Annotated in this window: 23 protein-coding genes; 6 read left to right on the top strand and 17 right to left on the bottom strand. The window is 51.4% G+C overall.

Going from position 1 to position 22,047, the window contains the following annotated elements:
* Positions 1 to 2: 2 nt before the first annotated feature.
* Genes IX84_RS22330 through IX84_RS22320 form a run of 3 tightly spaced genes read right to left on the bottom strand, consistent with a single transcriptional unit; the run spans position 3 to position 2,619 of the window.
* The gene (locus tag IX84_RS22330) at positions 3 to 1,016 is read right to left on the bottom strand and encodes an aldehyde dehydrogenase family protein (protein ID WP_044226127.1); all 1,014 of its coding nucleotides are present in this window, start codon (positions 1,014 to 1,016) and stop codon (positions 3 to 5) included.
* Positions 1,013 to 1,573 (bottom strand): DUF1415 domain-containing protein, encoded by a 561-nt coding sequence (locus IX84_RS22325; protein ID WP_044226125.1) that lies wholly within the window; start codon positions 1,571 to 1,573, stop codon positions 1,013 to 1,015. The genes IX84_RS22330 and IX84_RS22325 overlap by 4 nt, the downstream gene beginning before the upstream one ends.
* Entirely contained in the window at positions 1,573 to 2,619 is a 1,047-nt protein-coding gene (locus IX84_RS22320; RefSeq protein ID WP_044226123.1) for an RluA family pseudouridine synthase, read from the bottom strand. The genes IX84_RS22325 and IX84_RS22320 overlap by 1 nt, the downstream gene beginning before the upstream one ends.
* Before the next feature lie 281 nt (positions 2,620 to 2,900).
* Between IX84_RS22320 and IX84_RS22315 the strand changes: the two genes are divergently transcribed.
* Positions 2,901 to 4,112: a trans-sulfuration enzyme family protein gene (locus IX84_RS22315; RefSeq protein ID WP_044226121.1), complete on the top strand. Its 1,212-nt coding sequence runs from the start codon at positions 2,901 to 2,903 to the stop codon at positions 4,110 to 4,112.
* A gap of 165 nt (positions 4,113 to 4,277) precedes the next feature.
* On the opposite strand, the gene IX84_RS22310 is transcribed toward IX84_RS22315, so the two are convergent.
* From IX84_RS22310 to IX84_RS22265, 10 genes are all read right to left on the bottom strand, one after another.
* On the bottom strand, positions 4,278 to 4,535 hold the full coding sequence (locus tag IX84_RS22310) for a hypothetical protein (RefSeq protein WP_152605197.1): 258 nt from the start codon (positions 4,533 to 4,535) through the stop codon (positions 4,278 to 4,280).
* 95 nt (positions 4,536 to 4,630) lie between these two features.
* On the bottom strand, positions 4,631 to 5,641 hold the full coding sequence (aroF, locus tag IX84_RS22305) for a 3-deoxy-7-phosphoheptulonate synthase (protein ID WP_044226118.1): 1,011 nt from the start codon (positions 5,639 to 5,641) through the stop codon (positions 4,631 to 4,633).
* 3 nt (positions 5,642 to 5,644) lie between these two features.
* Positions 5,645 to 6,436, bottom strand: coding sequence for a tryptophan synthase subunit alpha (trpA, locus tag IX84_RS22300; protein ID WP_044226115.1), 792 nt, complete (start codon positions 6,434 to 6,436; stop codon positions 5,645 to 5,647).
* Positions 6,433 to 7,629 carry a tryptophan synthase subunit beta gene (gene trpB / locus IX84_RS22295; RefSeq protein ID WP_044226112.1) on the bottom strand — a complete coding sequence of 399 codons (1,197 nt, stop codon included), beginning with the start codon at positions 7,627 to 7,629 and terminating at the stop codon, positions 6,433 to 6,435. Before trpB ends, trpA begins: the two co-directional genes overlap by 4 nt.
* Positions 7,626 to 8,285 carry a phosphoribosylanthranilate isomerase gene (locus IX84_RS22290; protein ID WP_044226110.1) on the bottom strand — a complete coding sequence of 220 codons (660 nt, stop codon included), beginning with the start codon at positions 8,283 to 8,285 and terminating at the stop codon, positions 7,626 to 7,628. The genes trpB and IX84_RS22290 overlap by 4 nt, the downstream gene beginning before the upstream one ends.
* Positions 8,286 to 8,298: 13 nt before the next feature.
* Entirely contained in the window at positions 8,299 to 9,120 is an 822-nt protein-coding gene (gene trpC / locus IX84_RS22285; protein WP_044226108.1) for an indole-3-glycerol phosphate synthase TrpC, read from the bottom strand.
* 33 nt (positions 9,121 to 9,153) lie between these two features.
* A complete protein-coding gene (gene trpD, locus IX84_RS22280) occupies positions 9,154 to 10,146 on the bottom strand; it encodes an anthranilate phosphoribosyltransferase (RefSeq protein ID WP_044226106.1) in 993 nt (330 codons plus the stop codon).
* 2 nt (positions 10,147 to 10,148) lie between these two features.
* The gene (locus IX84_RS22275; protein ID WP_044226103.1) at positions 10,149 to 10,745 is read right to left on the bottom strand and encodes an anthranilate synthase component II; all 597 of its coding nucleotides are present in this window, start codon (positions 10,743 to 10,745) and stop codon (positions 10,149 to 10,151) included.
* Positions 10,746 to 10,748: 3 nt separating this feature from the next.
* The gene (locus IX84_RS22270; protein WP_044226101.1) at positions 10,749 to 12,167 is read right to left on the bottom strand and encodes an anthranilate synthase component I family protein; all 1,419 of its coding nucleotides are present in this window, start codon (positions 12,165 to 12,167) and stop codon (positions 10,749 to 10,751) included.
* Between the two features lie 497 nt (positions 12,168 to 12,664).
* Positions 12,665 to 13,324 (bottom strand): Uma2 family endonuclease, encoded by a 660-nt coding sequence (locus IX84_RS22265; RefSeq protein ID WP_160213880.1) that lies wholly within the window; start codon positions 13,322 to 13,324, stop codon positions 12,665 to 12,667.
* Positions 13,325 to 13,488: 164 nt separating this feature from the next.
* On the opposite strand from IX84_RS22265, the gene IX84_RS22260 reads away from it, so the two are divergent.
* The 4 genes from IX84_RS22260 (at position 13,489) to IX84_RS22245 (ending at position 17,446) form a co-directional block, all read left to right on the top strand.
* Positions 13,489 to 14,835, top strand: a complete 1,347-nt coding sequence (locus tag IX84_RS22260; RefSeq protein ID WP_044226096.1) for a Gfo/Idh/MocA family protein — start codon at positions 13,489 to 13,491, stop codon at positions 14,833 to 14,835.
* A 49-nt stretch (positions 14,836 to 14,884) separates the two neighbouring features.
* Entirely contained in the window at positions 14,885 to 15,634 is a 750-nt protein-coding gene (locus IX84_RS22255; RefSeq protein WP_044226093.1) for a 3-keto-disaccharide hydrolase, read from the top strand.
* Positions 15,631 to 16,218: a 3-keto-disaccharide hydrolase gene (locus tag IX84_RS22250; protein ID WP_044226090.1), complete on the top strand. Its 588-nt coding sequence runs from the start codon at positions 15,631 to 15,633 to the stop codon at positions 16,216 to 16,218. The genes IX84_RS22255 and IX84_RS22250 overlap by 4 nt, the downstream gene beginning before the upstream one ends.
* 499 nt (positions 16,219 to 16,717) lie before the next feature.
* Positions 16,718 to 17,446 (top strand): DUF6733 family protein, encoded by a 729-nt coding sequence (locus tag IX84_RS22245; protein WP_044226087.1) that lies wholly within the window; start codon positions 16,718 to 16,720, stop codon positions 17,444 to 17,446.
* A gap of 52 nt (positions 17,447 to 17,498) precedes the next feature.
* Here IX84_RS22245 and IX84_RS22240 read toward each other — a convergent pair whose 3' ends face one another.
* From IX84_RS22240 to yihA, 4 genes are read right to left on the bottom strand one after another with little or no spacing between them, the layout of a single operon-like run.
* Positions 17,499 to 18,041 carry a 3'-5' exonuclease gene (locus tag IX84_RS22240; protein WP_044226084.1) on the bottom strand — a complete coding sequence of 181 codons (543 nt, stop codon included), beginning with the start codon at positions 18,039 to 18,041 and terminating at the stop codon, positions 17,499 to 17,501.
* On the bottom strand, positions 18,038 to 18,859 hold the full coding sequence (locus IX84_RS22235; protein ID WP_044226080.1) for an ion transporter: 822 nt from the start codon (positions 18,857 to 18,859) through the stop codon (positions 18,038 to 18,040). Before IX84_RS22235 ends, IX84_RS22240 begins: the two co-directional genes overlap by 4 nt.
* Positions 18,860 to 18,864: 5 nt before the next feature.
* Positions 18,865 to 20,571 carry a 1-acyl-sn-glycerol-3-phosphate acyltransferase gene (locus IX84_RS22230; RefSeq protein WP_044226077.1) on the bottom strand — a complete coding sequence of 569 codons (1,707 nt, stop codon included), beginning with the start codon at positions 20,569 to 20,571 and terminating at the stop codon, positions 18,865 to 18,867.
* A gap of 28 nt (positions 20,572 to 20,599) precedes the next feature.
* The gene (gene yihA, locus IX84_RS22225) at positions 20,600 to 21,217 is read right to left on the bottom strand and encodes a ribosome biogenesis GTP-binding protein YihA/YsxC (RefSeq protein ID WP_044226074.1); all 618 of its coding nucleotides are present in this window, start codon (positions 21,215 to 21,217) and stop codon (positions 20,600 to 20,602) included.
* Between the two features lie 136 nt (positions 21,218 to 21,353).
* On the opposite strand from yihA, the gene IX84_RS22220 reads away from it, so the two are divergent.
* A complete protein-coding gene (locus IX84_RS22220) occupies positions 21,354 to 21,998 on the top strand; it encodes a porin family protein (protein ID WP_044226072.1) in 645 nt (214 codons plus the stop codon).
* The last annotated feature ends 49 nt before the right edge of the window (positions 21,999 to 22,047 follow it).

Genomic DNA, 22,047 nt, shown 5'->3' with positions numbered 1-22,047 from the left:
ACTCACAGCCCGGCAAGGAAAGCTAAAGTATCCTCTCCATCCGGATAATCCCAAAGTGCCGGCTCCTGTGCCTTGCCAAAATCAAATGCGGGTATTGGCAGTACTCCGCTTTTGGCAACGGTACACTGCACCTCACTTTCACGTTCCTGCAGTTCTTTGACGACTTGCCCTAATGAGCTGTAGGGCTCATAGTGCAGACAGGCAATGCGGGATTGCAAGGCCGGATCTTGCACCAGCAGAATACAACCATTGGCTTTAAATTCCATCTTATTGAGTACGAACAAGGCGTAGTTGTAATCGAAATTGTTCTTATACTTCGTATTGAGCACCACTTCCCGGTACTCGTGCAAGGCTTCCAGTAAAGGGTCAAAATCATACCCTTCCGGTACGTACAATTTAGCCACATTTCGACAGCCTAGTCCATAGTACCGAAATATGTCTTTTCCCAGCTCCTGCAATTCAGCGGGCGTCTCGTCTCCGGTTAGCACGGCTACTCCGTTCCGGTTTTTGCGAATGATATGGGGATACTTTGAGAAGTACGCCTCAAAGTAGCGGGCAGAGTTGTTGCTCCCCGTCGCAATCACCGCATCAAATCCCTGCAGGCGGTCAGTGATTGTTGTATAGAACTGCGTCCGTACATCCAGGCGCTCCAGTATTTTCATCAGGTACGGAAAAAGAAAAGGGTCCTTTTCAGATATCTTCACCTGCGCCTGATGCCCGGCTACGAATACGCACAACCAGTCGTGGAATCCAACCAACGGGATATTCCCAGCCATGACTATCCCCACTTTCTTAGGGCTCTTTACGGTTAGCTCGTAGCGCGACAGCCACTCCTGCAGCCGGTCTCGGTTAAGCATCTGTACCGCTATTTCCCGGACCGCTTCCTGCTGACTGTCTTCGGTAAACCAGCCATTGTGAAAAGCGGTACGTTTCATAACCGCTTCCAGGTACTCATCTTTGCCCAGCAGGTGATCGCCCAGTTGACCCAACACCTCTATGCGCTCGGATAATGTCATGTCTTGCTTTTTGATTTGATCTGATGCAATAGATCTAAAATGCCGGTGCGCCCCATAGCTTCCAGCCGGGCAATATTCCGGTTGGGGATGTCTTCCGGGGCTTCGTAATGCTCCAGCGCTGCCTCCAAACGTTCCTCCCGGATCAGGTGTAGCATCGGATAAGGCGAACGGTTCGTATAGTTGGATACGGCATCCGGTGCCTCCCCTCCAAACTGATAGTCCGGATGGAAGGAAGCCACCTGCAGCACGCCTTCCCAATTTTCTTCAATAATAAGCGCTTCAACTTCGCGGAGGTAGCCATTGTAGTCAAAAAAGTTGCTCAGTACGTGCGGGTGTATCAACAGCGTAGTCTCCACTTCCTTCCACGGGCGGCTGATCAGGTATTCTCCCTCCGCAATCAGGTCTGCCGACAAGCCCTCAGTAGTAGTTGCTTCCGACACCTGAATGCGGACTTGCCCAAGCCGATAGGGTTTTGCGGCAAACGGGCAGAAATTAAGCCCAATCACAATCTGTTCCAACCAGCGCCGGGTGTGTGCTATGTAATCCTGAGCGTTCATCACAACTGTTTCTTGGCCTGACGGTCCCGCAGATAGGTGCGCCAGCGTTCCAGGGCTTGTTCGAACTCCTCCGGCAGCTCACTTTCAAAATGCATGCGCTCCTTAGTTGCCGGATGGGTAAATCCAAGACTTTTGGCATGCAGGGCCTGACGCGGCAATACCTGAAAGGTATTCTCTACAAACGATTTGTATTTGCTGAAAACCGTGCCCTTCACGATTTGGTCGCCACCGTATTTCAGGTCATTGAAAAGTGGGTGCCCAATGTGCTTCATATGCACCCGGATTTGGTGCGTCCGCCCGGTTTCCAGCTTGCATTCCACCAAAGAAACGTAGTACAGGTCTTCCAGTACCCGGTAGTGGGTCACCGCCCATTTCCCGCCCTCCCCTTCCGGAAAGACGGTATGTTTTTGGCGGAAGCGCGGGTGACGGCCCACATTCCCACGGATGGTGCCTTGTTCTTCTTCAAAACCGCCCCAAACCATAGCTACATAGCGCCGGTCGATGGTATGCTCAAAGAATTGCCTTGCCAGGTGGGTCATCGCATAATCGGTCTTCGCTACCACCAAAAGCCCGGAGGTGTCTTTATCGATCCGGTGCACTAATCCCACCTGCTGATGGGTATTGCCCTCCAGTACCGGAAGCTCCTCAAAGTTGAAGTGGTAAGCGAGCGCATTCACCAGCGTCCCGTCCGGATTGCCTACACCGGGGTGCACCACCATACCAGCCGGTTTGTGCACGATCAGCAGATCATCGTCTTCGTAGCGGATGTCGAGAGGGATATTTTGCGGTTTGACAAAGCTCGCCTTCTCCGCATAGTGCTGAGGGACAACGACTTCAATCTCATCCCCCGGCTTGATCCTGTAGTTCGGCTTCACCTGTTTCCCGCTTACGGTGATAGAGCCTAGTTTTATGGCATCCTGCACCCGGCTACGGGAAACGTGCTGTAGCTTGTCATTCAGGAATTTATCAATCCGGATCATGGACTGCTTCGGATCCGCTTTGATGACCTTATGCTCAAAATATTCGTCTGAAGTATTATCTTCCATCGCTTTTTCTACGGCCTGTTTTTTGGGAATGGTGTCGGGTGTCGCTTATTTAGCGGGCAAAGTTACAGAAAATGAACACACCAAATTATATGAATCTTGCCAATCTCATCAGGGTCTTAACATTTACGTGGAGGCGACTGTTTATACTGACGATTAAGTGGTTTGCCACAGCAAACCTACTCAATGTCAGTATTTACGCTGGGAAGTGGCTTGCTCCGATGTCGCAAACCACTTCGTATTGCGTATAACCTTCCTTCAAATAAACAAAACACCTTGCTGGTATGAAAAACTTACAATTTGGGTCACAATGCGTACGTGCTGCCCGGGACACGAAGACCACCCGCCCTCATCAACTCCCCATTTATGCTACTTCCTCCTTTGCTTTTGACGATTTGCCGGAAGGCATGGCGGTGTTCAGTGGCGAACAGGCGGGGCATCTCTACAGCCGCTTTGGCAATCCAACCATTGATGCCGTAGCGGAAAAAATTGCTCAGCTGGAAATGCATGGTAGCGGGGAGGAAGGACATGGGCTTTTTTGCAGCTCAGGCATGTCGGCTATTAGTACCCTTTGTATCGGCTTGCTGCAACCGGGAGATGCCATTCTCACCCAACCCAACCTGTACGGAGGGACCGATGAGCTTTTCCGGAAAGTGCTTCAGCCGCTCGGCTTTGAGGTTATCCTGGCAGATCTTTCCGACCTGAATACCGTTGCTAAAGCGCTGGAGCAGCACGCTGCCATCCGGATGGTCTACTTCGAAACCCCTGCCAACCCCACACTGAGCTGTGTAGATATCAAAGCGGTTAGCGCATTAGCCCATAGTCATCAGGCGATTGCAGTAGCCGACAATACCTTTGCCACCCCTTACCTGCAGCAACCACTGCTCCTGGGCGCCGACTACATAGTGCATTCCACGACCAAGTACCTCAACGGGCACGGCAATTCCACCGCCGGTGCCATAGTGGGCAAGGACAAGGAGACGATGCAGGAACAGGTCTTCCCTGCCCTGAAACTCCTCGGCACCAATGGCAGCCCCTTTGAAGCCTGGCTGCTGAACAACGGCATGAAAACCCTGGAACTCCGCATGGAACGCCACTGCCAGAATGCCGCCCAGATTGCCGAATGGCTGACTCAGCAGCCACAAGTTAGCCGCGTCAATTACCCGGGACTACCCGACCACCCCGACCACCAACTGGCGGGGCAGCAAATGCGCCACTTTGGTGGTGTGGTGAGCTTTGAACTGAAAGGAGGGCTCCATGCCGGGCGGCAATTTGTTGAAGGGCTGGAACTTTGCACCCTCGCTCCGACTATGGGCGATGTGGACACCCTAGTCATGCACCCTGCAACCATGTCTCACCTGAGAGTACCCGTGGAACAGCGGGAGGCGGCAGGCATTTCCGACGGGATGATCCGGCTATCCGTTGGAATAGAAAATATTGAAGATATACGGTCTGATCTGGAAAAAGGTATGGCAAGTATCGAAAAACGAGGATAAATCTGTAGCTATACTGACACTGAAGAGGTTTGGGGCTACTGAAGCTATCGGTCAGAACATGCCCAAATCGCTTCGCGTCATGTATATTCGGAATAGCTGGGATTACCTGTCAAATATTAGATGTGATCTGGGGGCAAAGCGCCCTAATTAAGGACTAATTGCAATTCAACTTTTCTGTTCTTCTTCTTTTAATTGTTCCCGCACTTCATCTACATAAGTACCCTCTACTTCCAAAACTCGGCAGATCGTTTCATTATCAAACTCATCCTGGATCATGTTAATACAAGTCTGGTGAGTTTTTTCGCTGTAGCCTTTGGCTTTGCCACGGGCTTCTCCTCGAGCCTCGTACGCATCTAGAATACTCATCGCTTCAGATTTTATGGGTGAGGGTAAATCCCCCACTGCTTTTTGAATAGCGTCCATTTGGTCAGGGAGTTTATCAAAGAGATAAACAAGCAGTGGTCGGTATCAGTTCCCATGCTCATCGGTAGAATGCAGCGACAATGAGGGTGTTTGCTTTAAAAAGCCTCCCGCAACTCATAAGCCTGCCGCATACGCCGGTACAAACGTGCCGCCTCCGGAAAGCTCAGCGTCTGCTGCCCGTCTGAAAAGGCTTTTTCGGGCTGTTCGTGGACTTCCATGATGACGCCATCTGCACCTGCCATGATGGAAGCCAGCGCAATCTTATCTACATAACGGCGCAGGCCGATACCGTGAGAGGGATCAGCAATGACCGGAAGATGTGTCTTTTCCTTAAGCATAGCGATGGCATTGACATCCATCGTGTTCCGGTAGGCCGTTTCATAGCTGCGGATGCCACGCTCACAAAGCATAACCCGTTCGTTTCCGTTGGAAAAAATGTACTCAGCGGCCTGTAACAATTCATCGATGGTACCGGAAATACCGCGCTTTAGCAGTACCGGCTTATCTACTTCACCCAAGGCATCCAATAGGTTGAAGTTCTGGGAGTTGCGTGCGCCGACCTGGAATACATCGACGTAATCTGCCATGGCTTCGATTTGCTCCACCATCATGACCTCGGTGATGATTTTGATACCGGCTTCCCGGGTGCGTTTGTACCACATTTTCAGCCCGTCTATACCAAGCCCCCTAAATGAATAAGGCGAACTACGGGGTTTGTACACGCCGCCCCGCATAATGCGCACGCCTTCCTGCTGCAGGTGCGTGATGGTCTTTTCAATCTGCTCCTCTGATTCTATCGAGCAAGGGCCCGCCATAATACCAAAGTGACCCGTACCCAACTGAATGCCATCGCCAAGGTCGATAACGGTGTCTTCCACCTTCCACTTTTTGGACACGAGCTTGTAGGCATCGCTTACCCGGTGGATATCGCGTATGCCCGGCAGGGTACCAATGCTGCGGATATCGAATTCAGCCTTGCCTACGCCAATGATGTAGTCTGCAAACTGCGTCGTTACCCGTGTGGTGCTGTATCGGATAGCGTCAAGTCGTTCTTCCAGCTGCTGCAGTTGATCCGCTTTAATATTCGGTTCGAGTTGAATGATCATAGGTTAGTCTTGAGGGATGGGTGTTTTGAGAATTTGTTGTACAAACTGATGAGTGGCTTCGTCTACGGGCTGCCCTTTCCCAAGCGCCCGGATGTAAGCACTGCCAATGATCGCTCCGTTGGCGTACTGACAAGCCGTTTGGAAGGTTTCGTGGCTGGAAATACCAAAGCCTATCAGGCGCGGGCTTTCCAGCTCCATGCTCCGGATGCGCTCAAAGTAGGCGATCTGCTCCTCTGAAATCCCCGATTTCGCTCCTGTGATAGCAGAGTTGGAAACCATGTAGACAAACCCGGTGCTCAGTGCATCGATTTGGCGGATGCGCTCGTCGCCTGTCTGTGGGGTGATCAGAAAGCTAATGTCCAACCCTGCTTTTTCGATGCCTTCCTGGTAGAAGTTTTCGTATTCATAAATCGGCAGATCGGGTAGGATTAAGCCGTCGATGCCCACCTCTGCACAACGGTCGAAAAAGCGCTGCTCCCCGTACTGCATCACTGGATTAAAATATCCCATCAGCACCAGCGGAATATCGGTATGCTGCCGAACCTCGGCAATCTGCTCAAACAAAAGCGGCAGGGTCATGCCATTCTGAATCGCCTGCTGACCGCTCTCCTGTATCGTGGGGCCGTCTGCCAGCGGGTCGGAATAGGGCATGCCCACCTCAATCAGATCCACCCCAGCGTCATCCAATGCGCGGATGACCTTGCCGGTGTCGTGCAGGGCAGGATAGCCGGCAGTGAAGTAGACATTTAGAATATCCTTGGGCTTTCGTGCAAATAATTGTTGCAATCGGCTCATAATGCTCCGTTTTGATAGTCATCAAAATGATTAATGAAGGTCTCCAGATCTTTGTCGCCCCGACCTGAGAGGCAGATGACGATGACATCACTGCTGTTGTATTCCATAACGTCCAGCGCGGCAAACGCATGGGAAGTCTCCAATGCCGGGATAATGCCCTCTTTCCTCGACAGGAAGTAGGCGGCTTTAAGGGCCTCCTCATCCGTAATGCTGATGGCTTCTGCCCGTCCGCTGGCAATGAGGTGGGCGTGCATAGGCCCAATACCAGGGTAATCCAGCCCCGCGGAAAGAGAATAAGGCTCTACAATCTGTCCGTCTTTGGTCTGCATAAGCAATGTGCGGCTGCCGTGAATGATACCTTTGGTTCCCAGTATGCTTGTCGCTGCCGATTCCCCGGAATGCACCCCTTTCCCAGCGGCTTCCACCGCGATAAGGCGCACGTCGGGCTCATTCAGGTAGTGGAAATAGGCGCCAGCGGCATTGCTCCCACCGCCAACGCAGGCAATCACAGCATCCGGCTTAGCACGACCGGTGTGTTCCTCCAGTTGCCACTGCATTTCCTCACTGATCACAGATTGGAAACGGGCGACCATATCCGGATAAGGATGTGGACCTACAGCAGAACCAATGATGTAATGCGTATCCACGGGGTTGTTGATCCAGTCCCGGATGGCTTCGTTAGTAGCATCCTTCAGCGTTCGGCTGCCGCTTTCTGCCGGGCGCACTTCCGCCCCGAGCATACGCATACGGGAAACGTTAGGGGCTTGCCGCTTGATGTCCACTGCTCCCATGTAGACCACGCAGGGCATGCCCATAAGGGCGCAGACAGTAGCTGTGGCCACGCCATGTTGCCCGGCACCTGTCTCGGCGATAATTCGCTTTTTGCCCAACCGCTTAGCCAGCAGGATTTGCCCGATGGTGTTGTTGATTTTGTGAGCGCCGGTATGGTTGAGGTCTTCCCGCTTTAGGTAAATATTGGTGTTATAATGCTCCGAAAGCCGCTCTGCCAGGTACAAAGGCGAGGGCCGTCCAACATAATCACGCAGCAAGCGATGGAACTGCTTTTGGAAAGTCTCCTCCTGCATAATCTCCAGGTACCGCTGCCGGAGTTCTTCAATATTCGGATAGAGCATTTCGGGTATGTAAGCCCCGCCAAACTCTCCGTAGTAGCCTCTTTCATCCACTGCAATCATAAGGTGTTGTTTTTCAAAGTTTCGAGAAAGGGTTTCAGCAAGCCGGGGCCCTTAACGCCCGGAGCGGTTTCAAATTTGCTATTCAGGTCAATGCCAAATAGCTGTGGGTGGCGGAAAGCCAATACTTCGGCTGCATCTTCCGGGCCAATGCCCCCGCTAAGGAAGAATGGCGTCACGCCCTGATATTGCTGCAGCAGCTCCCAGTTGAACTGTTCGCCATTGCCACCGTAGTGTTTGCCTTTCGTGTCAAACAGCACGTACGCACAGTGGGCAGCGTAAGGATACACCCGGTTGAAATCGAAAACATCACCTACCTGAAAAGCTTTCATCAGCTTTGCTTTGCGCATGGAAGTGGTTTCCATGAGGTTGCGGATGAGCTGACAGTATTCCGGGCTTTCCTCACCGTGCAGCTGCACCAGGTCGAGCTGAAAATCGTGGACGGCATTGAGCACCTCCTCGATTTCTGCATTGACAAAAACGCCTACCCGCTTTTTACCGGACAGCGCTTCCGCCTGCTCTTCCAGCCATTGCGCCAGTTTAGGCTTTACTGCTCTTGGTGAATTGGCGTAGAAAATTAACCCCAGCCAATCGACAGGCAATGGGGCGACTTCCAGGATATTTTCCGGCTCGCGCAGCCCGCATACTTTTATTTGCATTCCAGTATAGTATTTAATTTTCAGCAATTGCACCGTCCAGCAGCGCTTCCACGTGCCTGACTTGCTTCACAAATTCCTGGCAGGCCTTGCCAGGCTCTGCCTGCTTCATAAAGTGCTCCCCAATCAAAAAGCCTTCATACCCCGCATGACGGAGCTCTGCCACCACCTGTGGGTCGCTGATGCCACTTTCGGATACCCGCGCTACGCCTTCCGGTAATTGCCCGATCAGCTCCAGGGAAGTAGCAATATCTACATTAAAGGTGGTCAGGTCGCGGTTGTTGACCCCCACGGCATCAATCTCGGGCACATATTTGGCTAACTGCCCGGCACTATGCACTTCCATCAGGATTTCCAGCCCCAGGGCTTTGGCCTGCTTCGCCAGCGCAGCCAACTGACCAGCCTCCAGGCACTCTGCAATGAGCAGCACCGCATCCGCACCAATCGACTTGGCTTCAATCAATTGGTACTCCTCAATGATAAAATCTTTACGAAGGATGGGGCAGAAGTTGAATGCCCGGGCTTCCGTAAGGTCGGCATTCTTACCACCAAAAAACTCGCCATCTGTGAGCACGGAAAGCGCCGATGCCCCGGCCTGCATGTACCCAATCGACACCCGCTCTACGGATGCATAGGGGTTAATATCTCCCTTGGACGGAGACCGCCGCTTAAACTCAGCGATAATGCCCGATTTGTCAGGCCGGCGGAGGTACTGCTTCAGGGAGACCACCGGGGTATCGAAGTAGATGCTTTGCTCCAGCAGTTTGACCGGGTAGCGTTCCCTGCGCTGAGCGACCTCCTGCTTTTTGTGGGCGACGATTTTATCGAGGATGTTCATATTTTCTTGTTTGTTGGCCAGTTTAGGCCAGATTTAATTCATGGAAATCAATTGGTCTAAGGTACGCCGGGCCTTCCCACTTTCGATGCTTTCCCGGGCTTCCACCATGCAATCGGACAAGCTTTGCTCCGGGCGCAGGCACTGTATAGCAAGGCCGGCATTGGCTACAACGACAGCTTTTTGAGCTTCAGTGCAGGTGTCCTCAAGGACCGAACGGAAAATACGTGCCGCCTCTTCCGGCGTGTCGCCTCCGTGCAGGTCTTGCTGCTGCAACTGCGGCGCCTGTAAATCCTTCGGGGTGAAAATGGTGTCCGACTCATTGGTGCGCAGCCGGAAAGGGCCGGTCAGGGAGACCTCATCGTACCCATCGAGTGCATAAACGATGCTGTAGCGCCGACCGGTTTCCTGCATAATGTACTGATACAGTCTCGACAGCTCTAGGTCGAACGTCCCAAACAACTGATGTGTAGGCTGCACCGGATTGACCAATGGGCCAAGCATATTGAAGAAGGTCTTCATACCCAACTGCTTGCGCACGGGTACGACTTCCTTCATAGCCGGGTGGAATAACGGGGCATGCAAAAAGCAAATGTTCGCCTGATCAAGCTGACGGCACAGCGTGTCTGTGTCATTGGTAAAGGTGTAGCCCAGCTCCTGCAACACATTGGAAGACCCTACGGAAGAAGATACGCCGTAGCTGCCATGTTTGGTCACCTTATAACCCGCACCAGCCACGACCACAGCCGAAGTGGTGGAGATATTGAAAGTGTTTTTCCCATCACCTCCCGTACCGACAATATCAATGGTTTCCATGCCCTCCACTTCGAAGGGGACGCAAAGTTCCAGGAGCGCATCCCGGAACCCCTGCAGCTCCGCAATCGCCACCGGTCGCATTTGAAAGACCGTCATAAAACTGGCCACCTGTACATGATTGTAGCGGGCGTGGGAAATATCCAGCAGCACCTGCCGGGCTTCCTTCCGGCTAAGCCGCTCATGGTTAAAGAGACGGTTAAGAATTGCTTTCATAATCAAACAGTTACCGGTTCAGGGGTTACGCAATACTTGAAGAAATTGGCGAGCATTTGTTTGCCCTCCGGTGTCATGATGGACTCCGGGTGGAACTGCATGCCACGCACGTTGTAATCCCGGTGGCGCATCGCCATAATTTCACCCTGGTCGTCCACCGCGGTTATTTCAAGTTCCGGCGGCAGGCTGTCCTTTTTCACCACCCAGCTGTGGTAGCGCCCGGCCTGAAACTCATCCGGCAGCCCCAGGAACAGGGGCGCATCGACCACTACCCGGGTAATCGGAGTTTCAATGCCGTGGTAGACTTCCTCAAGGTTCAGCAAATCAGCGCCAAAGGCTTCACCAATCGCCTGATGCCCGAGGCAAACGCCAAGGATAGGCTTGGTGGGAGCATAGCGTTGAATCAGCTCCGGCATGATTCCGGCTTCAGCGGGCAGGCCCGGGCCGGGAGAAAGCACGATGGCATCAAAATCGTCCACTTCTTCGAGGGAAATGGCGTCATTGCGGCGCACGGTCACCTCCTGTTCCAGCAGTTCCTGAATGTACTGCACCAGATTGAAGGTGAAAGAATCGTAATTATCGAGAACGAGTATGTTCATGTTTTAGAGTTTTTCGGCTTCGCGCAGTGCTTTGGTGAGCGCGCCCAGTTTGTTATTGACTTCCTGTAATTCTTTGGCTTCCTGACTGGCCACGACGATGCCCGCGCCGGCCTGGTAGTACAAGGTATTGTCCTTGCTCAGGAAAGAGCGGATGACGATAGCGTTGTTCATCTCTCCATTAAAGTTGATGTACCCCAGGGCACCGCCGTAGAAGCTGCGGTTTTGATTTTCGTACTGATTGATTAGCTCAAGGGCTTTGTACTTAGGCGCACCGGAAAGCGTACCTGCCGGGAAGGTATCGCCAAAGACTTGAACCGGGTTCGTATCCGGCCCCAGCTCACCGGTCACCTTGGAGACCAGATGGATCACGTGGCTGAAGTACTGAATATCTTTGAGGGATTCCACCTTGACATTCGTAGCGTGGCGCCCCAGATCGTTGCGGGCCAGGTCGACCAGCATGATGTGCTCGGCATTTTCCTTAGGGTCATCGCGCAGTTCCAGGGCATTGCGGGTATCTTCTTCCAGATCGCCGGTACGTCGGTAGGTGCCGGCGATGGGATTGACCACTGCCTTGCCTTTGTTTACGGACATTTGTGTCTCCGGGCTGGAGCCAAATATCCGGTAACTCCCAAAATCAGCGTAGAAAAGGTAGGGCGAAGGATTGATAGAACGGAGCACCCGGTACACGCTAAAATCATCACCGGTATACTTCTGGGAAAACTGCCGGGAGAAGACAATCTGAAAGACATCCCCGACCTGGCAGTGATGCTTTCCAATGCGCACCAGCTCCATAAATTCTTCATCGGTGAGGTTGCTCTCTTCTTCCCCCACCCGCTGAAAATGATGGGTGGCAAACTTCTGGCTTTTGATCAGCCGGTCCACCTCATCCATACGGGAGGGCGTACCTTCCGGCAGATTTTCCAGCACATACAGCTCATCCTTAAAATGGTTGATCGCGATGATGATCTGGTAAAGATTGTAGCGGATATCCGGCAAATCGAAGCGCCGCTTTTCTGCATCAAACTTCAGGGTATCAAAATACTGCACCGCATCAAAAGCCGTGTAGCCAATCAGCCCGTTAAAGCCGGCGTAGGCAGCATCCTGTTCCACCTCGAAGCGCTTGAGAAAACCCTGCATCGCTGCCGGGACAGCAAGGGTATCAGTGACCTGATGCTGCTCCGTTGTGCCGTCCGGCCAGCGCTCCGTAACCTGGAAGTTCTGCACCTGAAAGCTGCCCAGCACGCCCAGCCCCATGAAGGAGTAGCAATCCTCCTTATTGCGGAAGTCGTTGTTCTCAAGCAGCACCGGTTCTGAGAAATGGTCACGCGCCTTGAGGTAAAGCGTCACCGGCGTAACCGTGTCCGCCAGGTATCGCCTGACCGTGGTTTTGATTTTGTATGTCGTGTCCGTAAGCGTTGGCATGAATGATTTCGTTATGCGGTGAAACAGAAAAGCGGCTTGCCGAGTGAATCGACAAGCCGCTTTTTATCTTGATTGAGTTTTACAAGCATAGCCGTGTCACTTCACCCGGTCTCCCGAACGATTGTGCCACCACCACCAGTTATTGCTTGTAAAAGAATTCATTTCGATTGCGTTTGCGCCAAAGATAACGGCATTTGATTTAGAAAAACAAATGTGTATGGAAAATATTTTCAATCCCTTGCAAAAGTATGACGATTTACTTCAGGGAAATAGCTGGAGGAAAACGGATTCCACGAAAAAGAAATACATCGGGTCACCGAAACATATGGCACGGTCACACCTGTATTCAGCACCTATGAGTCTTACCGTTCAAAAGCGGACAAGGAACCCTTTGCCCGTGGCGTTAACAGTATTCAATTGCTTTATGATGAAAAGCGCTGGTGGATTGTCAGTGTCTATTGGATGGGAGAAACAGAGGAGCAGCCGATACCGGCACGCTATTTACCAGACTGATCTTCAGGTTTTTCAAAATCAACGCCGGCATACAAATCCCCGACTTTAATAGGCTTCCCGTTGATTTCGAAGTGTACTTCTTTTTCCGTGTAGACCGTTTCCAGCCACTGATTATCCCCCTGCCGCTGCATGTGGTGTACTTTAACGGTAGCCCCGTCAACGTAAAGAATGTGCTCAATGCCTTCAATCTGCTTGTAACAAGGCAGCTTCTCGCCCAGGTCGCGCACCCGGGTGGAAGGCGAGAGCACTTCAAAAACCACGATGGGCGTCAAATCTGCCCGCATGCCTTTTTGGTATTCATAAAAGCAGGCCGGCAGCTGAATGACGGAGCCGTCCGGATTGAAAATGGCATTACCGCAGGTTGGGATACAGACCGGGCGGTTGCTGTTGCCAAAGCGGACGTTTGATCCACGATAGATAGACTTTAAATGAAACATCAGTTCATTCATAATCTCTGCATGGTTTTCAGATTCATAACTCATAGACGCGATGATTTCTCCACGGTAGTAGTCTGCCCGATACTCTGCTTCCTGTGCGAGCGACCAATATTCTGCTTCCGATGCCGGATAGCGGAGCGGCAACGGTTCATCGGTTTTAGAAAGCTCTTCATTGGTCAGTGGCATAGCAGCAATTACAGTTGACATAAACAAACAGTTGGTATCACAACAAGATAATACAATTCGGGAAGAAATGCTCATCTTTTCCCTTTCCTAACAGCATAAACACGGCTTCATTGTAGGAGTTCCTTCCTCCTTTTCCTAATTTAAAGCGCTAAATTCATCAAACCACAAAACGAAACCACCAAATTATGGGCCAAAACCGCAGATCATTCATCAAAAAAGCAGGCTTAGCAGGCGCTGCGCTGGCTGGTGCCGCCAGGTCGGTGGCACAGGAAGCCCCTGTACCTTATGAAATATTAAAACCTAAACCGCGCCCTGCACCGGGACAGACGCTGAATATCGCTGTGATCGGGGCAGGGGGTATGGGCACCGTGGATGTCAATACCGCACTGGAGCACGAGGGCATACGCATCGTTGCGGCCTGTGACCTCTACGACGGGCGGCTTGAAGCGGCTAAAGAGCGCTGGGGGCAGGACCTTTTCCTGACCAAGAACTACAAGGACATTCTAAAACGCAAGGACGTGGACATGGTCATCATCGGCACGCCCGACCACTGGCACAAAGCCATTAGCATTGATGCGATGAAAGCGGGCAAGCACGTCTACTGTGAAAAACCGATGGTGCACAGCGTTGGGGAAGGCCAGGAGCTGATTAATGCCTGGAAAGCCTATGGCACCGTCTTTATGGTAGGCAGTCAGGGCCTGTCCTCTCTGGGCAATGAAAAGGCCAAAGAGCTGCTGGAAGCCGGGGTAATAGGAGACATCAACTACGCTGAGGGATTCTGGGCCCGCCACTCCCCTGCCGGTGCCTGGCAATACCCGGTGCCTGAGGATGCCAGCGAAAAGACGGTGGACTGGGCCACGTACATCTCCAATACCACGAAGCGTGACTTTGACCCTCTGCGCTTTTTCCGCTGGCGCAACTACCGGGATTACGGCACGGGCATGTCGGGCGACCTGTTTGTACACCTGTTTTCCAGCCTCCATTTCATCACCAGTTCCCTAGGCCCGGAGCGCATCGCGGCCATGGGCGGACTGCGGTACTGGAAGGACGGCCGGGAAGTGCCTGATGTCCTGCTGGGCATGTTCAACTACCCTGACAGCGAAGCGCACCCGGGCTTCAACCTCTCCCTGCGCTGTAATTTCGTGGATGGCACAAGCGGCTCTACCTATCTTAAAATCAACGGCAGCAAAGGCTCCATGAATATCGGCTGGAATGATGTCACCGTTGAGCGCAACCGCACCGTTCACAGTGATGATCCCTTCCTGGATGCCAAAGAGAAAGAAACAGGTACCCGCAGCGACCGCAAACAAATCCTGCCACCCCAAAAGATGGTCTACGAGGTGGAAAAAGGCTATAAAGGCGCCCACTACGACCACTTTGGCAACCTCTTCCGCGCCATACGCGAAGGCGGGCAAGTCGTGGAGGACCCCATCTTCGGCTTCCGGGCCTGTGCACCGGCACTTTTGTGCAACGACAGCTACTTTGAAAACCGGTTTATTGACTGGGACCCAGTAAATATGAAAGTGGTTTAAATCCAGATCGATCGCTATTCAAAACGACTAATCAACTAAAATCAACTGTATGAAGAACCTATTATTCTTAGCCTTAACGCTTCTCATTGTGGGATGTGGAGGCGCTACATCTGAACAGGAACAAGCCTCAGCCGCAACTCCGGAGCCTGAAGCGCCCGCCGCTGATAACACCCTGACCGAAGCCGAAAAAGCAGAAGGCTGGATGCTCCTTTTCGATGGCCAATCCACTGAGGGCTGGCGTGGCTACAATCAGGACAGCCTTCCGCCCACCTGGTCCGTTCAGGAGGGGGTGCTTATGACCACAGGTTCCGGAGGGGATATTGTATATGGCAAGCAAAACTTTGAAAACTTTGACCTTTACCTGGAATGGAAGATCGAAAAAACCGGCAACAGCGGGATTTTCTACCATATTCTGGAAGGAGAACAGTACCATGCCATGTATGAAAATGCTCCGGAGTATCAGTTGCTCGACGATATTGGATTTGAGCAAGCGCTGCTTGACAATCAGTACGTGGGGGCTGATTACGGTATGTATGTGCCTAAAAAAGACAAGCCCGTTAAGGCGGCAGGCGAGTGGAACAGCAGCCGAATCCGCTTCACCCCGGAGAAAGTAACCTACTGGCTCAATGGGGCAGAAATGCTCAGTTTCGAACCCTGGTCTGCCGACTGGCAGATGCGCAAGGAGGTCGGCAAGTGGAAAGGCTATCCTGACTATGGCGTTGCCAAGTCCGGGCTAATCGGCTTGCAGGACCACGGCAGCAAAATCTGGTTTAAGAACATCAAAATCCGCCCGCTATGAGAGTATTACTTGGATTTGCCCTAATGTGGCTTTCGCTCAGCCTTAGCGCACAGCAGCAGCTTTTTAACGGAAAAGACCTTAACGGCTGGCAAGCCTACGGCACCGAAAAATGGTACGTCGAGGAAGGCCTGCTAATTTCTGAGAGTGGTCCGGATGAACAGTACGGCTACCTTTGCACTACTGAATTCTACGACGACTTTGTGCTTACCCTTGAATTCCTGCAGGAGGCGAACGGCAACAGCGGCGTTTTCTTCCGCTCAACGGTTGATGGCACGAAAGTACAAGGCTGGCAGGTGGAAGTAGCCCCGCCCAATAAGCATACCGGAGGTATTTACGAGTCCTACGGCAGAGGCTGGCTGATCAAGCCCAGTGCCCGGAGAGAAGCAGCACTGATGGCTGATGCCTGGAATACCATGAAAATCAAAGCCAAAGGCGACCGGGTAACTACCTGGCTTAACGGCAAACGTATGGTCAGGATAAAGGACGAAAAAATCGGGACGGGCGAAGGCGGCATTTGCCTTCAAATCCACGATGGTGGCGGCATCCGGGTCAAATGGAAAAACCTGGAGCTGAAACCCTTATAATTCCAGCTCCAATGCTGATAGCAATAACCCTGAATAGCCTTCCCTTTAATCGGGCAAGGCTATTCATATTTTGAGCATATCTGGATTAAACCTGATAGCAACACAATTACATCCAAAAGCAATAAAATCAACTTGGGCATAACATCAAAAATGATTTTATCAACTGATTAACAGAATTTTAAATTCTGAATTAAGCTTTTGGTATAACACATTATGAAAAATCAGAGTAGTATAACTCCCCTTCTGCCCCTACTTTTGGTACCATCCAACACAAGCGGATACCTCCTTTCCAAATAGACCAACCCTGACCAAGCTATTCCCCGGCAAAAATGCCATGCACCGGGGCATTAAGACTCATTTTACGCATTATCCATATCGCTTTGCGCCCGACGTAAAGCCAGGCATTGTATTGTACTGGCTCACCAAAGGGGCATTGCACCGGTTGCTGCACAGGCAGTAACCTGAACACTCATTTCACAACCAACAAATCTCACTAAAAATGAAGCATTTTAACCACCTCAAGCGTTTAGCATTGGCCACAATCAGCTGCCTGGCATTAGTTTTTTCAGCTCAGGAAGCTCAGGCTCAGGAGGAAGAGAACAAATTTAGCATGAACGTCACGCTGAACTCGGATCAGTTCTTTGGGTTTTACCCTTTCTTCTCCGGGGGCTACAGCGTTAGCGACAAGATGGACTTTACCTTTTATGGCATCCTTTGGTCCGGAGGCACTGGTGGAGGCTGGGGCAACTGGACAGAATTTGGCATGGGGGTAAGCTTTCAAGCTTCTGAGTCTATCAGCATCACTCCACAGATAGGTTTCCTTGGTGGCAACTTGCTCTCCAGTGCCACAGCCGGCCCTGGCATTATGGGCGATGGTATCGTGCCTAACCTAACCGTCGGGCTAAGTACAGAGAGCCTGGAAGGAGAGTTTTACCTGGGCTACTACGCACCACTACGTGAAGAGGGTTCCACCTTGGCCTACACGCACTACTGGCTGAACGCAGGCTACAAAGCGCTGGACTTCCTATCTTTTGGTGCGCACTGGGAACACCTCATCCTTTCCGGCGGATCTGATGTGGAGGAATCATCCGATGTCTATCAGTGGGTCGGACCCTACCTGCAATTCTCTAACCCTAACGGCAGCACCTGGGCACGGTTTGCCTTCGGCAGCGATGTACTGGAAGGCAATGACTCCTTTTACAAGCTTACCGTAGGCATGGGCTTCTAAATTAAATGGAGCATAGAAGAACCGGCGATGGAACTGCGCATTGCCGGTTCTCTTAATACTGCCACTCATCGAGGTATTTGATAAACAACTTGGCCAGGTTTTCTGCATCGTCTATCGCCCGATGGTGGGTGCCAGTGAATTCAAAACCCTCTTTTTCCACGGCAGCGCGAAGCCCACGCGGGCGGCGCAGCCCGCGCATTCTTGCATATTCCTTTTTCACATTCAGGTGGTGTTCTGCCCACTCCCACTCCATTCCGTGCAGCTCGCAATCCTGTATGAGCATTTTGCGGTCAAAAGCACCCCAGGAACAGAGCAGGTAGTCTTCATCAAAAATCTCCGCCCAATCCTGAAAGTGCTCAATAACTTCCGGGAATTCATTAGACCGGTCGACATATTCCTGTTCGATAGAGGTCAGGTCCCGGCAAAAAAGGGATAGATTGGGATTGAGCACCGGCCGGATAAATTTGTTGAAAGAGCCCGTAACTTCCCCGTAACCATTTATTGATATCGCACCAATCTCAATGATTTCCTGTGTTTTATTGGGCGGCCGCCCTTCCCAGCAGGTTGCTTCCAGATCGTAAACGATGAAGTTCATGGGTTTTCTTTTTGTGCGTTACGTAGCAGCAGAGCTTTAAGTTCCTTTATTTCGTTGTGCAGGTCATCAACTTTACGTTCCAGAGCATCATTATTGTCCATAGTCATTTCATCAACAAAGACAGCATTGGCAAGGGACATGCCAAAAACACCGCCCAGCAACACCACCAGCACGAAGTAGAGCCGGGTCAGCCCAATAAGGATACTCGTGTTAAAAATCCCTGCCTGAGTCTGCCGCTCTGATAGACTTTGGGCGATCGTGGCCGGAATTTCATTCCATCCTTCCACGGTAAACATCTGGAAAATAGAATAAGATGCAATAAGGGGGTCTCCAAAATACTGCGGAGCAACATCTGCAAAAAAATGGCAGGTGAATATGGCTAGCAACAGATTGAGGAACAATAAAGCCAGCAGAACAAAGAGCGAGGCCTGCAGCGCCCGCCCCAAACCGGTAATCACTTTACTCAAATGCGGCACGAAACGAATAAAACGAATCAGGCGAATCAGGCGGAACAAGCGCAAAATGATCAGCAGCGAGGTATCGGGTACAGGTATGACCTGCACTAGCAAAGAAGGCAGGCTGCCCAGGACAATGATCAGGTCGAAACGGTTCCAGGGGTCAGCAAAATAATAGCGCGGTTTGAGCGTGTAAAGCTTAACGGCTGCTTCCAGAAGAAAAAAGAGGATGAAGACATGATCGATCAGCTCCAGCCATTCATTGTGCCTCCATCCCGGAAAATACAGCATAAAGATGAGCACTGCATTGACCAGGATTGCAGCCATCATATTGCGTTCCGAAAGAAAAAATCGTTTGATCATAGGGGTTAAACCATTTCAAGGTCAAATTGCTTCCACTGCACCTTTTCTTCCAGCCCGTAGCCGGTGAGGCGGTTGTGATAAAAATACAACACCTTGAAACTTTCACTAATGATTTGCCCTTTTTTATTGAAGCGCAATGGTTTGGCTATGTGATAGGTCCCCAATCGGCTGATGCCGTCTTTTATGAGCTGATCCACATCATACATCACTTGTTCCGACAGCTTTACCTCTCCGGCTTCTGCCATATCAATGAGGCGTTGCCGTAGCTGCCCCACCACTTCCCGCATCGTCGCCATTGGAAAGACATAATCATCTGCCGGCAGGCGCAGGATACCGTAAAGATCGAGGCGGCTGTTTTTATTTTTCACAATCTGGAAGGCAGCAAAGGCCACCAGATGGCTGCTCAGCACGATATTATCCTTAAAATAGCGCTCTACAATTCGCTCTCCCAGCCGCTTGGTGTACTCGGATTCCCGTTGGAGGTTCTTAGTGACCTTGCCAGCGGTATAAAAATACTCTTCCAGGTTGATTTCATTACCATACTGATCAAAGCTGTGGCCATCGGCATCTACGTAGTTGCCCAGCACGTCCATAGGCTGACCGAAGGAGAGCGTAATATCATTTTCCTGAGAAAAGAACTGCCAGATAAATTTAGTGAGCTTGCGGAAGCTGTAAAACTCATCCCGGCTTTGCATGTAGCGCTCCTTGCCCATCCGCTTAAGGTGCTGATCAATCAGGAACTGCCCCTCTAACACAAAGTGATAGCCCAGAATAAGCGGACAGATAAAAACCTTCTCCTGCCGGCCTTCCTCGTAGATAGCCCGTTGAGCTTCTACTGCAGTGCTCATCAGGCCCAGCTTCAGTTTAGTCTCCAGGGCACCGGAACGTGAGCGTGTGCCTCCCGGGAAGAAAAGACTGTTGACCCCTCGCTGAATGGAAAGTTTGGACATGCCTTTGAGTACTTCCAGATAGATCGGATTTTTCTTACGCCGGTCCACACGGTAAGCACCGAGGCGGTTCATAAAGTAAGCCGTATAACCTGTATTATAAAGGTTGAGTCCTGCTCCGTAGGAAAAGGAGGGCAACCCAACAAAGGAGTCCAGTGCATACCCAATCAGTATAGAATCGAGGTTGCTGAAGTGAGTGGGGACGATCACCACCGTGCCTTTTTTCATCAAGGCCCGGATGGTCTCTACATGCCCCCTGACCAGAAGCCGGTCCTGAAGCCGGTGCTTACTGCCCCAAAAACGCCGCCAGTTACGGCTGGCAGCGGTGTTGAGCAAACGGGTAAAAAACAAGGTCAAAAACCGCCGGGCAAAGAGGAAAGTGCCTTTTTGGAAAGTACCAACGATTTCTTCAGAGTACCGGTGGACGATTTTCCGGAGCAACTCTTCATTGGTCCGGCGCGCTTCTTCTTCGCTGCGGTCCAGCGACTGCCCCATAAGTTGATTGCGAATTTTACGCCAAAACTGACGCTCATTCGGCGGGTCCACTTTCCAGGGCTCCTCTTTCATACGGATGCGCTCCAGGTAAATGGTCTTAGATAAGATATCCGTAAGCTTAGGGGTGGGCTGCCGCATAAAGCGGTCTGTGATGAACTGATCGATGTCCGCAATAAAATTGCGCCGGTCCTGGCTCAGTTTATAGATTGGCCAGTCCTCAATATCCGGTATCACATGCTCATAGCCTGTTTGCTGTTCTTTCTTTTTCATTGGCTTCTACGTTCGGGCTCCCCGGTTGCTACAGGTCCTCGTGATGTTCAAAATACTGCTTATTGACCTGATCAATGTATGCTAGCAGCTCCTCCCGGCCGAGCCCCGTGTTGGAAGAGGTGATGAATTCAGGAGGCAGCGATTCCCAGTGCTGCAGGATAGCCTTACGGATTTGCGCCAGGTTGTCCTCCAGCTCCTGCGGCTTGAGGCGGTCTGCTTTAGTATATACGATCGCAAAAGGGATCTGCTCCTCTCCCAATTCATTCATAAAGTCGAGGTCAATCTCCTGAGGGGGCACATTACTATCAATAAGCACAAAGGCCGATTGCAGGGTATACCTGGTTTTGAGGTACGTCCGGATCATTCGCTGCCACTCCGCCCGCTTTTTCTTGGAAATTTTGGCGTACCCGTACCCCGGCAGATCAACCAGGTACCATAACCCGTCAACCAAAAAATAATTGAGGAGTTGGGTTTTGCCCGGCGTGCGGGAAATACGGGCAATGCTCTTCCGTTTGCAAATCATATTGACTAACGAAGACTTGCCTACGTTTGAGCGGCCGATAAACGCATATTCCGGCTTACCGTCACGCGGGCACTGCGATTCTTTTGCGAAGCTTCCGGCAAATGCCGTCTGTTTGATTTCCATAGGAAAAATCTGATTTTATCCAAGACAGCAATTATAGCCTAAATTTGTGGTTAATAAAAATACGAACGGAACCCCGAAGCACCCGCTTCGTTTACTTTTGGGAAAAGAACATTCGAAAACCATAAAACATATGCATATGAAAATCCCGACTTTGATCACCCTGCTGTCACTATGCGCCCTAACTTTATCTGCCCAGGTCCGCATCGGTATACGTGCCGGGCTGGTCAACCTCAACGTGCCTTCAAGCCCCAACAATATCCCCGAAGGAGGCAGGTCGCCTGAGCTAAACCTCGATGTAGACGAGGCACAGTTTGGTATTCAGGGCGGGCTTGTCCTGCAAATCCCCCTCGGTGAAAAATGGATCATACAGCCGGAAGTCATCTTTAATTCCAACCGGGTGGACTATGAAGTGGAGGAGCTTAGAAGTTCCGGAGCGGTCCGTAAAGTCCTCTCTGAGAAATATCAATATCTTGACATCCCACTCCTGCTCCAATATCGCATTGGTGCACTGCGGCTCTGTGGCGGGCCATTGGGGCACGTGTATATCAATAGCACCTCTGATTTGCTGGCCTATGAAAACTATGAACAGCGTTTTGAAGACCTAACCTACGGTTATCAGATTGGGGCGGGGCTCGACATTTGGAATATTATGCTCGATGTACGCTATCAGGGCAACTTCACCCGCTTTGGTGACCACATGTACTTCAACGATCAGCGATACGATTTCGATCAGCGCCCAGAACGGCTGATTTTTTCACTCGGCTTATTACTGGGTAAGTAATTTTTTCATTCCTATACAACCTGTTCTGTGCCTGGAGCGCTCTTTGTAA

Source organism: Phaeodactylibacter xiamenensis, assembly GCF_000759025.1.
In the GTDB taxonomy this organism is placed as follows: domain Bacteria; phylum Bacteroidota; class Bacteroidia; order Chitinophagales; family Saprospiraceae; genus Phaeodactylibacter; species Phaeodactylibacter xiamenensis.
The sequence above is the reverse complement of the archived record's forward strand: the minus strand, read 5'-3'. Positions and strand labels throughout refer to the sequence as shown.

Coding starts and splice junctions, on each gene's coding strand:
- IX84_RS22330 (WP_044226127.1), bottom strand. CDS start 1,016: ATGACATTATCCGAGCGCATAGAGGTGTTGGGTCAACTGGGCGATCAC.
- IX84_RS22325 (WP_044226125.1), bottom strand. CDS start 1,573: ATGAACGCTCAGGATTACATAGCACACACCCGGCGCTGGTTGGAACAG.
- IX84_RS22320 (WP_044226123.1), bottom strand. CDS start 2,619: ATGGAAGATAATACTTCAGACGAATATTTTGAGCATAAGGTCATCAAA.
- IX84_RS22315 (WP_044226121.1), top strand. CDS start 2,901: ATGAAAAACTTACAATTTGGGTCACAATGCGTACGTGCTGCCCGGGAC.
- IX84_RS22310 (WP_152605197.1), bottom strand. CDS start 4,535: ATGGACGCTATTCAAAAAGCAGTGGGGGATTTACCCTCACCCATAAAA.
- aroF (WP_044226118.1), bottom strand. CDS start 5,641: ATGATCATTCAACTCGAACCGAATATTAAAGCGGATCAACTGCAGCAG.
- trpA (WP_044226115.1), bottom strand. CDS start 6,436: ATGAGCCGATTGCAACAATTATTTGCACGAAAGCCCAAGGATATTCTA.
- trpB (WP_044226112.1), bottom strand. CDS start 7,629: ATGATTGCAGTGGATGAAAGAGGCTACTACGGAGAGTTTGGCGGGGCT.
- IX84_RS22290 (WP_044226110.1), bottom strand. CDS start 8,285: ATGCAAATAAAAGTATGCGGGCTGCGCGAGCCGGAAAATATCCTGGAA.
- trpC (WP_044226108.1), bottom strand. CDS start 9,120: ATGAACATCCTCGATAAAATCGTCGCCCACAAAAAGCAGGAGGTCGCT.
- trpD (WP_044226106.1), bottom strand. CDS start 10,146: ATGAAAGCAATTCTTAACCGTCTCTTTAACCATGAGCGGCTTAGCCGG.
- IX84_RS22275 (WP_044226103.1), bottom strand. CDS start 10,745: ATGAACATACTCGTTCTCGATAATTACGATTCTTTCACCTTCAATCTG.
- IX84_RS22270 (WP_044226101.1), bottom strand. CDS start 12,167: ATGCCAACGCTTACGGACACGACATACAAAATCAAAACCACGGTCAGG.
- IX84_RS22265 (WP_160213880.1), bottom strand. CDS start 13,324: ATGTCAACTGTAATTGCTGCTATGCCACTGACCAATGAAGAGCTTTCT.
- IX84_RS22260 (WP_044226096.1), top strand. CDS start 13,489: ATGGGCCAAAACCGCAGATCATTCATCAAAAAAGCAGGCTTAGCAGGC.
- IX84_RS22255 (WP_044226093.1), top strand. CDS start 14,885: ATGAAGAACCTATTATTCTTAGCCTTAACGCTTCTCATTGTGGGATGT.
- IX84_RS22250 (WP_044226090.1), top strand. CDS start 15,631: ATGAGAGTATTACTTGGATTTGCCCTAATGTGGCTTTCGCTCAGCCTT.
- IX84_RS22245 (WP_044226087.1), top strand. CDS start 16,718: ATGAAGCATTTTAACCACCTCAAGCGTTTAGCATTGGCCACAATCAGC.
- IX84_RS22240 (WP_044226084.1), bottom strand. CDS start 18,041: ATGAACTTCATCGTTTACGATCTGGAAGCAACCTGCTGGGAAGGGCGG.
- IX84_RS22235 (WP_044226080.1), bottom strand. CDS start 18,859: ATGATCAAACGATTTTTTCTTTCGGAACGCAATATGATGGCTGCAATC.
- IX84_RS22230 (WP_044226077.1), bottom strand. CDS start 20,571: ATGAAAAAGAAAGAACAGCAAACAGGCTATGAGCATGTGATACCGGAT.
- yihA (WP_044226074.1), bottom strand. CDS start 21,217: ATGGAAATCAAACAGACGGCATTTGCCGGAAGCTTCGCAAAAGAATCG.
- IX84_RS22220 (WP_044226072.1), top strand. CDS start 21,354: ATGAAAATCCCGACTTTGATCACCCTGCTGTCACTATGCGCCCTAACT.